A 14,223-nucleotide genomic window follows, 5' to 3' on the forward strand; every position below is an offset into this window, starting at 1 on the left:
ACTACGATTGGTATTAGTACCAAAGATGACGATAACTGGCTCACTCACGATAGAAGATACGCCGGTTCGCTGTTTATCTTGGATAAGATTTAAACTGGTTCGTCAATGGATCGTATTGATAGCCCAACATATCAAGCTTGCCCACGACACTTTCTATATCCATCTCATACATGCTAATGAGCTCTTCAAAACTGTCGCACTCTAAGCGCAGTTTCTCGTTCACTATTCCCAGCAAGATAATGCTATCCAGACTTTTGACGTTGCTTAAATCCATCTCGTACTCCTTACGAACACACTGACTAGAATTAAGTTTAGAACGCTTACTAAGGTCACGCTAAAAAACAGATCACACTTCTTAAATCAGATACGTGGTTACAATGCCCAAAGTTACAGAGCCCAAACAGGCGTTAAACCAACAGCAGCCGCTAATAACATCAGCAATGAAACCGTCAGTTGAAGCTTTTCAGGTGTCTTAACGAACAGTAGATGCCAACACCACACCACGATAGAAGAGATCAACAAAGCAAAGCTAAATAGCAAAGTGGAAATTACTGGCTCTAACTGAGCTTCAGACAGTGAGTAAACGTTCACGACTGTCGCCAAAACCACCAACATCCCCGTCAATACACCCACCACAGGCAAAACACGGTGAAACGCTTGTAGGCGCGTTCTTGCGATCGTCAGCAATAAATGACCAAACGCAGCACCTAACAATACCACCAACAGCAGAGTCGTAATGATACCGACTGTGGTTGCTTGTTCCGTCGCTTGAATAGCAACGTAAGACAGCGCCAAACCACACGCCAAATACATAACCCAAATAGGGCCTGAATCACGTGTCTTCTTAGTTTGAACTTGAGAATAGAAATAAAAGATTGCGAACACGACCAAAAAGGCTTCAATTTTCACTGAGGCAACCGCCAGCCACAGCACGCCAATTGCAGGCAACATCTTATGAATACGGCCACGTTGTCCCGGGCAAATATCCCCTTTCACCAAGATGAGGGTTAAGATCAGTTGGGCTCCTAAAAGCATCGGAGCAAATTGTACTAATAACGTTTCGACCATTGTGGATCTACTTCTTCAGACTTATTTTCGCGAATAATATCAAAAACTGCTGCGAACACTAATCAAAATCACAAATTAGCGACGTTATTCAAGGCTTCAACTATGCTGTTGTATGGCTCTTTTGCTGCTTTTAAAAGCGATGTAGCGAAAGACACCAGAACTAACAAGGGCATGTTCTACTGGCTAGTCTAGTCTCATGCCGCTATAATTCCCGCCTCAAAAATCAGAGGTCGAAATATGTACAGCGATATCACTCCTATTCACGAATACAAAAAATACTGGGCCGAGTGCTACGGAACTGCACCCTTTTTGCCTACCAGTAGAAAGGAGATGGATGCTCTTGGATGGGATAGCTGTGACATTATTATTGTAACCGGTGACGCTTATGTCGATCACCCGAGCTTTGGTATGGCTATCATTGGCCGCCTACTTGAAGCTCAAGGTTTCCGCGTGGGCATTATTGCTCAACCAAAGTGGGACAATAAAGACGCCTTCATGAAGCTAGGTAAACCTAACCTATTCTTCGGCATCACAGCGGGTAACATGGACTCAATGATCAACCGCTACACCTCTGATCGCAAATTACGTCACGATGATGCTTATACACCGAACAATGAAGGTGGCAAGCGTCCTGACCGTGCAACTCTGGTTTATTCTCAACGTTGTCGCGAAGCCTACAAAGGCACGCCAATCGTTCTTGGTGGTATTGAAGCGAGCTTGCGCCGTGTTGCGCACTACGATTACTGGTCGGATAAAGTTCGTCGCTCGGTATTGTTTGATGCAAAAGCGGACATCCTTCTTTTTGGTAACGCTGAGCGTGCACTGGTTGAAGTAGCACACCGCATTGCTGATGGCGAAGACATGTCAACGCTGACAGACATTCGCGGTACGGCAATCAATCTTGCTGCAGCACCTGAAGGCTTCAAAATCATCGACTCTTCTCGTATTGAAAAACCGAACAAAGCTTACGTGCCGGTAAACCCGTACGAAGTGGAAACGCAATGTGATACTAAGAAAGATGAGAAAGAAGAAGTAAAAGCGCAGCCGATTACGATTCGTCCTTCTCGTCACGACGCAAAAACAACCGCGGTTCGTATCCCAGGCTACGAAAAGCTAAACAATGACCGTATTCTTTACGCTCACGCTAGCCGTATTCTGCACCTTGAGACAAACCCATATTCAGGTCGAGCTCTTATTCAACGTCACGGTGACCGTGAACTTTGGGTTAACCAAGCACCAATTCCATTGAGCACAGAAGAGATGGATTACGTGTTTGGCCTTTCGTACAAACGTGTTCCGCACCCTATGTATGGTAAAGCGAAAATCCCTGCGTACGACATGATCAAAACTTCGGTTAACATCATGCGTGGTTGTTTTGGTGGTTGTTCTTTCTGTTCAATCACAGAGCACGAAGGTCGTATCATTCAGAACCGTTCGAAAGAATCTATCTTGGATGAAATCGAAGACATTAAAGATAAAGTACCTGGCTTTACGGGGACTATTTCTGACTTGGGTGGTCCAACGGCGAACATGTATCGTTTAGGCTGTTCAGATCCGAAAGCAGAAATTAACTGTCGTCGTCCATCATGTGTGTTCCCTAAGATCTGTGAGAAGCTAAACACAGACCACCAACACACGATTGACCTGTACCGCTCTGCGAGAAAAGTACCGGGTGTTAAGAAGATCATGATCGCTTCTGGTGTTCGTTACGACTTAGCTATTGAATCCCCAGAATACGTGCGTGAGCTTGTAACGCACCACGTAGGTGGCTACTTGAAGATTGCTCCAGAGCATACTGAAAAAGGCCCACTGGATCTGATGATGAAACCGGGCATGGGCACTTATGATCGTTTCAAAGAGATGTTCGAGAAGTACAGCGCTGAAGCCGGCAAGAAACAGTATCTAATTCCTTACTTCATCTCGGCCCACCCGGGCACAGAAGATGAAGATATGCTTAACCTTGCAATGTGGCTGAAAAAGCATAACTACGAGTGTGACCAAGTACAGAACTTCTACCCATCGCCAATGTGTAATGCAACATCGATGTACTACTCAGAGACCAACCCTCTGAAGCGCGTGAAATATAAGAAGCGTGAAGATGTTCCTGTGCCGAAAGGCGATCGTCAACGTCGTCTCCATAAAGCACTGCTACGTTACCACGATCCTGAAAACTGGAAGATCATCCGTGAAGCGCTGATCAGTATGGGCAAACAGCACTTGATCGGCGACAAAGTAAACTGCCTAGTACCAGCAGAAGACTTTGATGCTCAAACGCCAGCACAACGTCGTAAGTCTGGTCGTCACGGTTCACAACGTTTTGCGACTAAACACAGCAAATCTCAACCGGGTTTAGGCGGCGAGAAGCCACGTAATCACTCTAAATCTGGTGGCAAGAAGCCTACTGGTAACGGTAGCCAAGGCAATGCTAACCAAGGTAACGGAAAGCAAAACGCTGGTGGTAGTAACAACGGTAACGGTCGTAAACCAGCGACAGGCTTCATTAAGAAAGGTCCTGGTAGTCAGCAATCACAAGGTAATGGCAGCGGAAACGGCAAACCAAACCGCAATAAAGGCGGTAATGGTCAAGGTGGCAAACCTGCAAGTAACGGCAAGAACCGCCAGCGCGCAGCACAACGCTAATATCGCAAGCCAATTTATTCTGTTATCGTAAAAACACAAAGCGCAGCTATTTAGCTGCGCTTTTTTGTTTTTGCCAACTCATCAAAAATCTCACTGAGTTGTCTAACGAGTAAATACCCAATACTGACTAAACAAATAGTTGGTGACCATACCCACTAAGATACCAACCGCCATTGCGATAAACACGGCCCCACTAAATGCAGGCAGTAATTCCGTCATCAGTTTAAAGCACAGCAAACAGAATTACGCAACAAAGCCCTTTGAATTGTTCAATCGCAGTTGTGATGGATGCATCGCCAAGATCACCTTTCAAAGCGATTCATCCTCGTTAATATCGACGAAAACTTGATTTAGTTGGTTTACAGCCGCCTCTGGCTACTAGATACTCGTCCGTCCTATTTGATTTAAAAATGCTGGCTCTTGAGTCAGCATTTTGTCTAAGTGCGATGAAACTAAATAATAGCCCTGTAACTCAGCATCAATACAACGATCACACCTTTTTCTTAAAGCGAGACGATAAGCTTCACTCCCACTTTTGCGGCAACAAAGCCAGAAAGTTCATGAAGCTACTGGAAGGCGATCACCCAAACACCACCACTCTAATAAGCTATGGGTCCGCTCAAGCTAACTCCTTGTTCTCGCTAGCCGCACTTGCAAAAATCAAAGGCTGGACGCTTGAGTTTTACGTCGATCACCTGCCTCAATGGTTGCAAGAGCGCCCAATCGGCAACTACCGTGGCGCCATCGACCTCGGCGCTAAGGTGATCTCAGTAAAAGAGACAGGCTCGGAACTTCATCCACAACAATATGTCAAGCAAGTAAGACAGCCTGACTCTCAGTGCATTGTGTTACCTGAAGGTGGACGCTCTCAGCTTTCTGAATATGGCGTAAAACAACTGGCTATGGAGATACTCAGCTGGACTCGCTTTGAAAATAAACACGATTTTGTGGTCGCACTGCCCGCAGGTACAGGCAGCACAGCCCTGTATCTGCATAAGCATTTAAAAGTGCACAATATCCCGGTGTTAACCTGTGCGTGTGTTGGGGGTAATGACTATTTAACTCAGCAATTCGATGAACTTGGCGAGACCGATCACCCGCAGATTTTACCGCTCAAAACCAAACACCACTTTGGTAAGCTGTATCAGCAGGACTATCGAACTTGGTTGAGACTACAAGAACAAACCGACATTGAGTTTGACCTGCTGTATGACCCATTGATGTGGCAATGCCTAGAGCAATGGCAAGAAGACAACCCCACTAAAACCATCATCTATATCCATCAAGGCGGCATCTTAGGTAATGAGTCAATGTTGCCGCGCTATCAACGTAAATACCCAGATATGTGTATCAATAAAACCAACGCATCTTGGTAATCGCCAATTTCAATATAGAACCTTAACTTCAAATCAAACAAAGAAATCTGGCGAGAATCATCGCGTTATCTATACTTTCGATTGGAACATCAATTGTCATCGAAAGGAATCACGCATGCGAACAATCACTACGCTCGGCCTGTTTTCAGTTTTACTGCCCTTCTATGCGATTTCAGGAGAAAACATCACTTACCAAGTTGATGGTATGGATTACGAAGGTTATTGGAGTGAAGCCAGTGACCAAGCGCCTTTGGTACTGCTAATACACGATTGGGATGGCTTAACCGATTACGAAAAAAGACGTTCTGAGATGCTCAACGAACTCGGTTACAACGTATTCGCCATCGACCTATTTGGCAAAGGTATCCGCCCAACCGAAGTGAAAGATAAAAAACAACACACGGGCGAGTTGTATAAAAACAGAAAAAAAATGCGCGCGCTACTTAATGCAGGAGCAATGGAAGCGAAAAGACTTGGTGGTAACTTAGAGAACAACGTGATGATGGGATACTGCTTTGGCGGAGCCGCTGTGTTAGAGGCCGCTCGTGCGGGTATTCCATCGAAAGCTTATGTTACTTTCCACGGTGGTTTATCAACACCGAAGGGGCAAGACTACGCTGAGACTAAAGCGCCTGTTGTCGTGTTCCATGGTACCGCTGACGCCATGATTTCAATGGAAGATTTTGGCAGCCTCGCAGCTCAACTTGAATCAACCAAGGTTCCACATGAAATGATCACCTACAGTGGTGCGCCACATGCCTTTACCGTATTCGGATCAAGCAACTATCAACAAGAAGCTGACCAGAAATCGTGGGATAGATTTACCCATGTACTAGAAACAACCACCAGATAGTCTTCTCCTTGAGAACCCATAACCCCATTCTACAGTTTAAGAATGGGGTTACTTTAGTTAACACGGTGTCGTGCAGCTACAAATAACGATGGATACTTAAGTCATCAGTTTTAATATCACTGGCAGAGCCACTGACTACGCTTGCTAATATCTTTCCTGAGCCACATGCCATTGTCCAACCTAGAGTTCCATGACCCGTGTTGGTAAATAGATTCTTGATAGGCGTCTTGCCGATGATAGGCGTGCCATCTGGCGTCATTGGTCTTAGCCCAGTCCAGTATTCAGCCTTAGAAAAATCCCCTGCTTGAGGGAAAAGATCTTTTATCACCATATCAATCGTGGCTTTACGTTTTTCAGGAATGAGATAATTAAAACCCGCAAGCTCTGCCGTTCCTGCAATACGAATACGATCATCAAATCGCGTCATCGCGACCTTGTAAGTTTCATCCATCACGGTAGAAGTCGGTGATTTATCAGCATTCACGATCGGCAGTGTTAGTGAATACCCTTTCACTGGATACACTGGTATAGACAAGTCGACTTGCTTTAATAGTTCTCGAGAATAGCTTCCTGACGCTACCACGTAAGCATCCGCTTTAAACTCGCCTTGAGTCGTTGTAATACTCTCGATGGTTTGATTCTGATGATTCAAACTGACCACTTCAGTATCAAACACGAACCTAACACCGAGTTGCTTTGCTTTCTCAGTCAAGGTTAAACAGAACTGATAGCAATCACCGGTTTCATCATGAGGTAAGTATAAGCCGCCCACCAGCTTTTCTTTAACGTCCGCTAAACCCGACTCCACAGACAGACACTGGTCAACATCAAACAGCGAATGTTCGATCCCACTCTCTGTTAATAGCTTCATATCCTGCTGAATAGCATCGAGTTGCTTCTCGCTTCTGAATACTTGCAAGGTGCCCTTCTGCCTGCCCTCATAAGCCAAATCTTCACTGGTTCTTAGATGAGTGAGACACTCTCGACTGTAGTTTGCGATTCTCAACATGCGTGATTTGTTCTGTGCATATTTAGCCTCATTACAGTTGGCGAGCATCTTAGTCGCCCAAGCGACTAATTCCGGAGAAAGTGACGGTTTCACTTTTAGAGGCGCATGTTCTTGGGTAAGCCACTTTATCGCTTTCAATGGAATCCCCGGTGCCGCCCATGGTGAAGAATAACCGTAAGAGATTTGCCCTGCATTAGCAAAGCTGGTTTCTTTGCCACTGCTATCTTGACGATCAATAACCGTCACCGAGTGACCTTCTTTCGCCAAATACCATGCGCTGGTCAATCCAATAACACCGCTACCAATTACAATAACTTCCATTCTCTCTCCTAATGCCCGACAAGCCCAAAATCTGTCGAACACAGTTGTCAGTCTAAAACTCGTTTCGTTAATAATTTGTAACTTATTCTGCGCATGTTGACTTAACAATAGAGAGAGTGTTGATAAAAAATCAATTCGACTTAAAAACGTGCTCGGCAGTTCAGAATTGAGATATCGGCGGTATTTGGACGCTTGGGAGGAATCACTATGTAAATCGACTCGCCCTAGATATTAAAGGCGTCATGACTCAAGAAAGTGGCGTTTTCGATCAGGAAATCTAAAAAGGTTTCGGCTTGTAGAGTAAGAGCTCGGCCTTTGAGAGATTGAACTTTTACTGTTGCTTTCGAAAGCATTTCTATCTCAGTCGCAACCACTTCAATTTGACCTGATTTGATTTCATCAAGCACAGTTAGTTTGGGCATAAAAGTGACGCCCAGCCCTGCAGATACAAAGCTGGTTAATGCGGTTACCGAATTGGTTTGAAGTTTTGGCTGCAAGGTAAGATGGGAATTTTGTTCGGCCTGCTTTACTAGCCTTCCCATGCCAGTTGAGTTGTCGATCAATGCAATAGACGCATCTTTAATATCTTGCAGTGTCACTGGTGTTTCTTGCATCGTCAATACGTGCCCTTTCGGCGCGATAAGCTCTAAAGGGTGGCTACGCTCGACGTGTGAGTGCAATTTAGGATGTGGTGCAGAAGCATAAGTAATCGCAAAGTCTATCTGTTGATCTTCCAACATTTTGACCGCATCGAGCGCCCCTGCGATCTCAATAGAAAGGTTAATATCAGGATAACGTGTCATGAAAGCTTGCATTGGCTTTGACACCAAATTGGTAATAAACCCTTCACCGATAGCAATACTGACACTGCCTCCTTCAAGGTTTTTAAGTTTGGTTAATCGAGCAAGCACAGCGGCTTCTCCACGAACAATGGAGCGGTAGTAATTCAACAGCTCATCACCCGCTTCGGTTAACAATGATTGGCGGTTGTTGCGCTCCCATACTTTCATTTCCGTTTGCGCTTCTAACTGTGTCAGCATTCTGCTCATTGCTGCAGGGTCAACATTCATCATCTTAGATGCCTTACGCAATGAGCCATACTTAGATAACGCGTTTAAATACTCGAGAGCACGGATATTAAAGTGATGCATTCGACTTCCTTGTGATTCAACTGACACTGAATCAAGCGTCTCACAAATTGGCTACGAACATGTATCCCAATTTATCAAGAACGTGTTTGTACTTACTAACTTGTGCACCGAGTCACTTCAAGGCTGTTAAAGGCTCATGTTCGTTCATTCGATTTACTCGTGATAAACAGATGGAAAGATCTTTTAGAACCCCATTTCATGCCAATAACAATGAGTAAGTGAGCTGAGGTGAGCTGAGGTGAGGACTTTGGGATAGAGATAGAGATAGAGATAGAATATGGGCGTTCTAAAACGAGAAAACCCCAGCATCTCTGCTAGGGTTTTGAATAGTGGTGGAAGGATGGGGATTTGAACCCCAGATACGCTATAAACGTATACTCGCTTTCCAGGCGAGCGCCTTAAGCCACTCAGCCATCCTTCCACAAATTGTGTGTTGAGCTTGCCACTCAACGAGGCGCTACTTTATTGATTCTGCTTGCTTTGGTCAAGGGGCATTCTCAAAAAAAGTGCCTTTTTCGGTTTGTTCGATTACAAATTAACTCATTAGATCAAAAACAAACCAAATTTCATTCTTTCGCTGCACTTACGCTTGTTGCTTTTCTTAAGCTTGTTGATAGTAGCCTGGAACTCGAAACCATTTACGACACATATCGAGGAAGTAGCCGTAAAGTACGCCCATACCGCACGAAATAACTGCATTACTGGTGACAGCCGTAACGATCTGGTCGCCTGAAGCACCCACTGCCAACAAAATACCCGCATACACAGGAGACTGGAATAACACGTATGCCATCAAGTCAGACAAGTTTTTCATCAATGAGCTTTCTGAAAGTTTTGCACCATTGCGCAAGAACCAATCACGAAAAACGCCATAAGGCCAAGCGATAGCAATGTTTACAGGAATAGATAACGTTCGAGAAGCAAGAGATTGCTCAAACGTCATACCAGAAATAAACACTTCTACGATCATGCCAGAAATAAAACAGAAAACGACCATAGCAAATGTATCCGCAGCTGCGTTTCGAATACAAAATGGACCACGAGACTTCATTGACGATAAACCTAAAATATATCACTGCTTAATTAGTGATTTAACAACACATAAACAAGGCGAGTTGACACCTTGACAGATAATATCTCTATTAAATCACAAGATTAGCAGTCATACACTCCAAATTAAAAGCAAAGTGGTAAATTAACAACCAAAAACCACTTTAAAAGCAGTTATTTCCACCAAAAAAAATACGTACTGGTTAAATTTCAATCACATGGCCACTGCATTTATGTAATTAAACAACATCTATGCCATAGGAAGATTTACAGTAATGGTATTAATGATTTCTTGTTCAGGAGTAGAGCCTAAAGAAACCTGTTCTAAGGCTTTATCAACTTGAGATGTAAGTTCTGCGTTATTCATAGGTTCAGCATGAACACGCAAGCTCTCTAAGGCAGACTTAATCAGCGCTAGGTTATTATCTTCGAGCGCTACGTAAAGCGTGACAAGTAGCTCTTCGGTGTTATCTTTGTTTCGTAGATCAGGTTTAGGTAATGACTCGCTGTTACTTTTCGAATCATGTTTTTCAACATCCGGGCTATCAAGATCATGAGCTTTAACTTCATGGTATTGGTAAAGCTTGTTTGAATAGCGGAATAACGCATCATCCAGCTCACGCTCATCAATCGGCTTGGCAATAATATAATCCACACCCGCACCAAGCATACGTTCGCGAGTCTCTTTAAAAACATCAGCCGTACAACCAAACACCAGTACCGATGATATCTCGCCTATCAAAGCTCGAATAGCCGTGGTTGATTCAACGCCGTCCATCACTGGCATATGGTTATCCATTAATACCAAATCGAAGCGCTCAGCCACCACGGCTTGTATCGCAAGTTCACCATTTTCGACGCTCTTACAAGTAAAGCCTTTACTGCTCATGAAGGTTTCAATAATGACGGTGTTGGTTCGGTTATCTTCTACAATCAGAACCTTCAAGCCAGAGTAATCCAACTTCTTATGAGGCAAGCTCTCTATTTCTCCAGGCTGGCAAGGCTTAATCTTCAAGCGAACATCAAAGCTGGTGCCTATCCCTTGTTCACTGGTGACGCTAATACTGCCGTCCATCAATTGGGTGATTTTCTTCACAATCGCTAAGCCAAGGCCTGTACCGCCAAAACGTCTCGTAGTAGAAGACTCAGCTTGTTCAAACGGTTTAAAAATACGTTTTTGAGCTTCTTTAGATATCCCAATACCGGTGTCGCGAACTTGAATGTTGAGGTAGGTGTCACTCCCCTCTACGACTTCTTTAAGGTACACCTCGACAAAGCCTCGAGAGGTGAACTTAACTGCGTTATTTAAGAGATTAAACAAAATTTGGCGAAGGCGAGCTTTGTCTGAGAAATACCAACGGCCAGAAGACACTTCGGAGTACACTTTGAATTGAAGCCCTTTCTCGGAAGACAAGGTGTAATAAACACTGTTGATACTACCTATGATTGAATCAAGCGGGAATCGTGTTTCATCCAGATCTAACTTGCCCTGCTCTATCTTTGAAAAATCCAAGATTTCATTGAGTAACGTCATCATATGATCACCAGAATCATACAGGCTCTTAAGATGCTTCTCTTGCTCAGAGCTCAAAGGGGTTTTCAGTAAGATCTGAGCCGTTCCTAATACACCATTCATCGGGGTACGAATTTCATGTGACAAGGTCGCAAGAAAAGCCGTTTTTGCATTGGTTGATGCCTGTGCTTTCACCTTTTCCGCTTCGAGATAGATGGTTTTTTCGTTGAAGGTTTTGATCAAATGTCCGATTTCATCATCACTTGAGTAGTCAACATCGATGACATCGCCCGCTCTAGAACTATCAACTTGGGCAGCAATCGTTGTTATTGGGCTTATCAGATAACGGTTCAGTAAGTAATAACCAGCCATCACACACAATAACAGCAGCGGCACAATGCCGCCTTCAATGCTCATTACTTGGTGAAATACTTCGTCTGCTACCCGTGATTTTGAGTTGACGACATCCACTTGCCATCCAAACTCTCCAAATTGGTTACTACTAATATAAATCCCATCAACGAGATTGAAGTTATGAGAAACCAACACTTGGTTGAGTTTGTCTCTTAGAGTAATACCAAGGTTGTGCTCTTCTGCTTGGTTCTTGATAAAGCCGAGCAGTTCTTCGAGTGAGAGATCCACCGTCGCAACACCTGAAAAAGTTCCATCGTAATAGTAAGGTGAAGATGCTGTGATCATTTGGACATGTGTATATGGGTCAATATATACATTGCTCCATGCAATGGTTCCCTGCTCTTTGTTTACTACAGATGTATACCAATATTCATTTTGATAAGGCGCATTTTTGGGGTTGTTATAAGAAAAGAGTTGGTCAATATCACCATCATCGGCTTTATTGAAAAAATAACTGTTAAGGACTTTATTAGAATCCAATATATGCGGTTCTGGCCAAATACCTGCGCTGACGATCGTGTCATCACTCGCCGCCAACATTGACTTAATAAATAGCGGTATCACATCAGTATCGCTGCGCTGCGCTTGAGCGAAACCAACCAAACTATCAACAAAACCTTGAGATCTGCTGAGAGGCTCTGTAATCAACTCCGATAACAGTTGTGTACGTAAGTCGAGGTTTTGTTGCAACTTAGCGCGTACAGGAGATTCTACGACGTAATACGTCACACTACCGACAATAGCAATGAACATTGCGAGGTAAACACCAAGCGCTACCATACTTTTTTTCTTAAGAGACGACCGTATTTGCATAATTATCTTGTTATTTTCTTTTCTGTTTAACCTAGTGTTTATCACTAATGACATCAAGCGTTTTTAGATTGAAGCTTGATTGGCGCAAGTTCATTGGTACTATAAGCGCAAATATGTTCCCTTTTACGGTACCTCACTTTGACTTTACAAGATATTCTTGCGCTTCCAGAGTTGGAAGGAAAGCTAATCACAGAACACAAAACCATGGGTTTTGTCACTGCAATGGCAGCCGCTCCAAATGTGTTAACTCCTCATGAATGGCTACCATTCCTTTGGGGTGGCGAAGAAGTCGCGCCTTTTACCGACGGTGAACAGCTGGAAAGCTACATTGAAGTTATCATCGCGCTTTGGAACAAAACCCGCCCAGAACTGATCCAAGGTACTTGGGTATGGCCTGAAGCTTGTCAACTAGATGATGCTGAAGTTGTAAATACGGCAGCTCGCGATTTTTGTGAAGGCTTACTTCAAGGCTGGCAGATAGCCCGTGATGATTGGGAAACACTGATGCCAGAAGACAGCGAAGATAACGCATTGGTCGGCGGCGTGTTGCTTTCACTAAGCATGCTTTACGATCCAGAAACTTCCATTGCTACGCTTGCAGAGCAAGGCATCGAAGGCCTTGAGCAATTTGAAGAGATCTTTAACGCTGTGCCTGTGATGCTTTGTGGGTTAACGCAACGCGGTATCGCATTAGCCGAAGCTCAATAATTTCCCATTATCTCTAAAGCGATAGAAATAAGCTACATAAGCTACGCTATATCAAACCATAGTAAGAAGGCCTCACAATGAGGCCTTCTTTCGTTTCACAAGAGACTATATAACCGTCTAAAAGCCTTTCCAATCGAAATGATCAATTCGCTCATCGGCAATGTAAAACAACTTTGTGCCGCTGCTGACAACTTGGTCTAACTCCGGATTAAGCTCTATACCACTCCCCGCATCAATCGCGATCAGCGTTGCTTTATACTTATCTTTGAATACAGAGAAAATAGGCGCGACGGTTACAGGTTCGGCATCTTTAGGGTAATACGTTGAATACTGTGTCATACCTCTAGTTGAGCTTAAAAGCTCTTGATGAAGTGCACTTGAACCGGGGTCAACCGCAGCTTTAGCCAGCATTTCGGCACCCACTGCCGGAATACATTCAGAGTTGGGGCAATGTTGGTGCAATAAATCACTCAACGCCTCGTCTTTAAAGTAAACCAATAAGTGTGCTTTAGGGTTTCTGTTCGCACAATAAAGCGCTGCAGATAGCGTGATGTCGTCTTCAGGGTTATCAATAAGAATACAGCTGGCTGACTCAATGCCCGTTTTCTCCATCTCTTTGCCATCGGTGTAGCTGTTTACCTTAACGAAATTGATCTCACCGGGTAACGGATTTTCAATATCTGAACGCGTACACAATACGATTGGTCGCTTGCCCGTTTCTTCATGTTGCAACATACGGATGAGATGAATAGTTCTTTGTTCATTCCACCCCAACATCAAAATGTGGTTGTCCACTCTAACTCTCCTTTTACCTAACAAGCCCGCTCGCCAATATTCAACACCTTCTGTTGCCACCTTACCCAATAAAGCAGCGAAAAGGCTGAGTCCTCCAGGGATAACAAACAGAATAACAATCCATCGCCCCGCTTCCGTTGTCGGTGACAAATCGCCATAACCAACTGTAGAAGCCGTCACGACTAAATAGTATGCAAATGTAGTAAACGAGTTGGTTAGGTCCGTCTCACCCGCTAAATACAATGTCGACCACGATAAAAATACGTAACCGAGGAAAGTAAACAGTAGGTTTTTACCATTCAAAACAAAGATATTCGCTTTGACCCAACGTTTGAGTTGTAACCAGATTATCATTAGAGCCTCTAATCTATTTCTCTTAATTACATGCTAGAAAAAATACGCGATATCAACAAGATATATCATCAGAAAAAGATACATAAGAACAACATTGATATCGATAGCCAATATCCAGATACAAAAAAACCAGCACTCGGCTTAATGCCGATCAGTTA

Annotated in this window: 11 protein-coding genes, 1 tRNA gene and 1 pseudogene; 4 read left to right on the forward strand and 9 right to left on the reverse strand. The window is 43.9% G+C overall.

Annotation, left to right across the window (positions count from 1 at the left end):
* Window positions 1-73: 73 nt before the first annotated feature.
* Together AB4407_RS06270 and AB4407_RS06275 are read right to left on the reverse strand one after the other, a co-directional pair.
* Complete coding sequence (locus AB4407_RS06270) at window positions 74-274, reverse strand: DUF4250 domain-containing protein (protein ID WP_102480531.1); 201 nt, start codon at window positions 272-274, stop codon at window positions 74-76.
* Between the two features lie 113 nt (window positions 275-387).
* A complete protein-coding gene (locus tag AB4407_RS06275; RefSeq protein WP_176680109.1) occupies window positions 388-1,068 on the reverse strand; it encodes a hypothetical protein in 681 nt (226 codons plus the stop codon).
* Window positions 1,069-1,398: 330 nt separating this feature from the next.
* Between AB4407_RS06275 and AB4407_RS06280 the strand changes: the two genes are divergently transcribed.
* Entirely contained in the window at window positions 1,399-3,708 is a 2,310-nt protein-coding gene (locus AB4407_RS06280; protein WP_372119666.1) for a YgiQ family radical SAM protein, read from the forward strand.
* 102 nt (window positions 3,709-3,810) lie between these two features.
* Here the strand turns inward: AB4407_RS06280 and AB4407_RS06285 are convergent.
* Window positions 3,811-3,945: pseudogene (locus AB4407_RS06285) on the reverse strand (GtrA family protein); the annotation flags it as partial.
* A 209-nt stretch (window positions 3,946-4,154) separates the two neighbouring features.
* On the opposite strand from AB4407_RS06285, the gene AB4407_RS06290 reads away from it, so the two are divergent.
* Together AB4407_RS06290 and AB4407_RS06295 are read left to right on the forward strand one after the other, a co-directional pair.
* Window positions 4,155-5,084 (forward strand): 1-aminocyclopropane-1-carboxylate deaminase/D-cysteine desulfhydrase, encoded by a 930-nt coding sequence (locus AB4407_RS06290; RefSeq protein ID WP_372119650.1) that lies wholly within the window; start codon window positions 4,155-4,157, stop codon window positions 5,082-5,084.
* Window positions 5,085-5,199: 115 nt separating this feature from the next.
* On the forward strand, window positions 5,200-5,937 hold the full coding sequence (locus AB4407_RS06295) for a dienelactone hydrolase family protein (RefSeq protein WP_372119652.1): 738 nt from the start codon (window positions 5,200-5,202) through the stop codon (window positions 5,935-5,937).
* Window positions 5,938-6,013: 76 nt separating this feature from the next.
* Here AB4407_RS06295 and AB4407_RS06300 read toward each other — a convergent pair whose 3' ends face one another.
* From AB4407_RS06300 to AB4407_RS06320, 5 genes are all read right to left on the reverse strand, one after another.
* Window positions 6,014-7,267 carry a D-amino acid dehydrogenase gene (locus AB4407_RS06300; RefSeq protein ID WP_372119654.1) on the reverse strand — a complete coding sequence of 418 codons (1,254 nt, stop codon included), beginning with the start codon at window positions 7,265-7,267 and terminating at the stop codon, window positions 6,014-6,016.
* 224 nt (window positions 7,268-7,491) lie between these two features.
* Complete coding sequence (locus tag AB4407_RS06305) at window positions 7,492-8,418, reverse strand: LysR family transcriptional regulator (protein WP_372119656.1); 927 nt, start codon at window positions 8,416-8,418, stop codon at window positions 7,492-7,494.
* Between the two features lie 330 nt (window positions 8,419-8,748).
* Window positions 8,749-8,839 (reverse strand) — tRNA-Ser (locus AB4407_RS06310).
* A 180-nt stretch (window positions 8,840-9,019) separates the two neighbouring features.
* On the reverse strand, window positions 9,020-9,469 hold the full coding sequence (locus AB4407_RS06315; protein ID WP_017062062.1) for an L-alanine exporter AlaE: 450 nt from the start codon (window positions 9,467-9,469) through the stop codon (window positions 9,020-9,022).
* A gap of 249 nt (window positions 9,470-9,718) precedes the next feature.
* Window positions 9,719-12,175, reverse strand: coding sequence for an ATP-binding protein (locus AB4407_RS06320; RefSeq protein ID WP_372119658.1), 2,457 nt, complete (start codon window positions 12,173-12,175; stop codon window positions 9,719-9,721).
* A 171-nt stretch (window positions 12,176-12,346) separates the two neighbouring features.
* Between AB4407_RS06320 and AB4407_RS06325 the strand changes: the two genes are divergently transcribed.
* Entirely contained in the window at window positions 12,347-12,916 is a 570-nt protein-coding gene (locus AB4407_RS06325; protein WP_372119660.1) for a UPF0149 family protein, read from the forward strand.
* Between the two features lie 117 nt (window positions 12,917-13,033).
* On the opposite strand, the gene AB4407_RS06330 is transcribed toward AB4407_RS06325, so the two are convergent.
* The gene (locus AB4407_RS06330) at window positions 13,034-14,065 is read right to left on the reverse strand and encodes a potassium channel family protein (RefSeq protein WP_372119662.1); all 1,032 of its coding nucleotides are present in this window, start codon (window positions 14,063-14,065) and stop codon (window positions 13,034-13,036) included.
* Window positions 14,066-14,223 lie beyond the last annotated feature (158 nt).

The organism is Vibrio sp. 10N.261.46.E11 (assembly GCF_041472735.1).
GTDB lineage: Bacteria > Pseudomonadota > Gammaproteobacteria > Enterobacterales > Vibrionaceae > Vibrio.

Bases quoted from the DNA above. Each gene is read 5' to 3' on its own strand.
- AB4407_RS06270 (WP_102480531.1), bottom strand. From the start codon at position 274: ATGGATTTAAGCAACGTCAAAAGTCTGGATAGCATTATCTTGCTGGGA.
- AB4407_RS06275 (WP_176680109.1), bottom strand. From the start codon at position 1,068: ATGGTCGAAACGTTATTAGTACAATTTGCTCCGATGCTTTTAGGAGCC.
- AB4407_RS06280 (WP_372119666.1), top strand. From the start codon at position 1,399: ATGGATGCTCTTGGATGGGATAGCTGTGACATTATTATTGTAACCGGT.
- AB4407_RS06290 (WP_372119650.1), top strand. From the start codon at position 4,155: ATGAAACTAAATAATAGCCCTGTAACTCAGCATCAATACAACGATCAC.
- AB4407_RS06295 (WP_372119652.1), top strand. From the start codon at position 5,200: ATGCGAACAATCACTACGCTCGGCCTGTTTTCAGTTTTACTGCCCTTC.
- AB4407_RS06300 (WP_372119654.1), bottom strand. From the start codon at position 7,267: ATGGAAGTTATTGTAATTGGTAGCGGTGTTATTGGATTGACCAGCGCA.
- AB4407_RS06305 (WP_372119656.1), bottom strand. From the start codon at position 8,418: ATGCATCACTTTAATATCCGTGCTCTCGAGTATTTAAACGCGTTATCT.
- AB4407_RS06315 (WP_017062062.1), bottom strand. From the start codon at position 9,469: ATGAAGTCTCGTGGTCCATTTTGTATTCGAAACGCAGCTGCGGATACA.
- AB4407_RS06320 (WP_372119658.1), bottom strand. From the start codon at position 12,175: ATGGTAGCGCTTGGTGTTTACCTCGCAATGTTCATTGCTATTGTCGGT.
- AB4407_RS06330 (WP_372119662.1), bottom strand. From the start codon at position 14,065: ATGATAATCTGGTTACAACTCAAACGTTGGGTCAAAGCGAATATCTTT.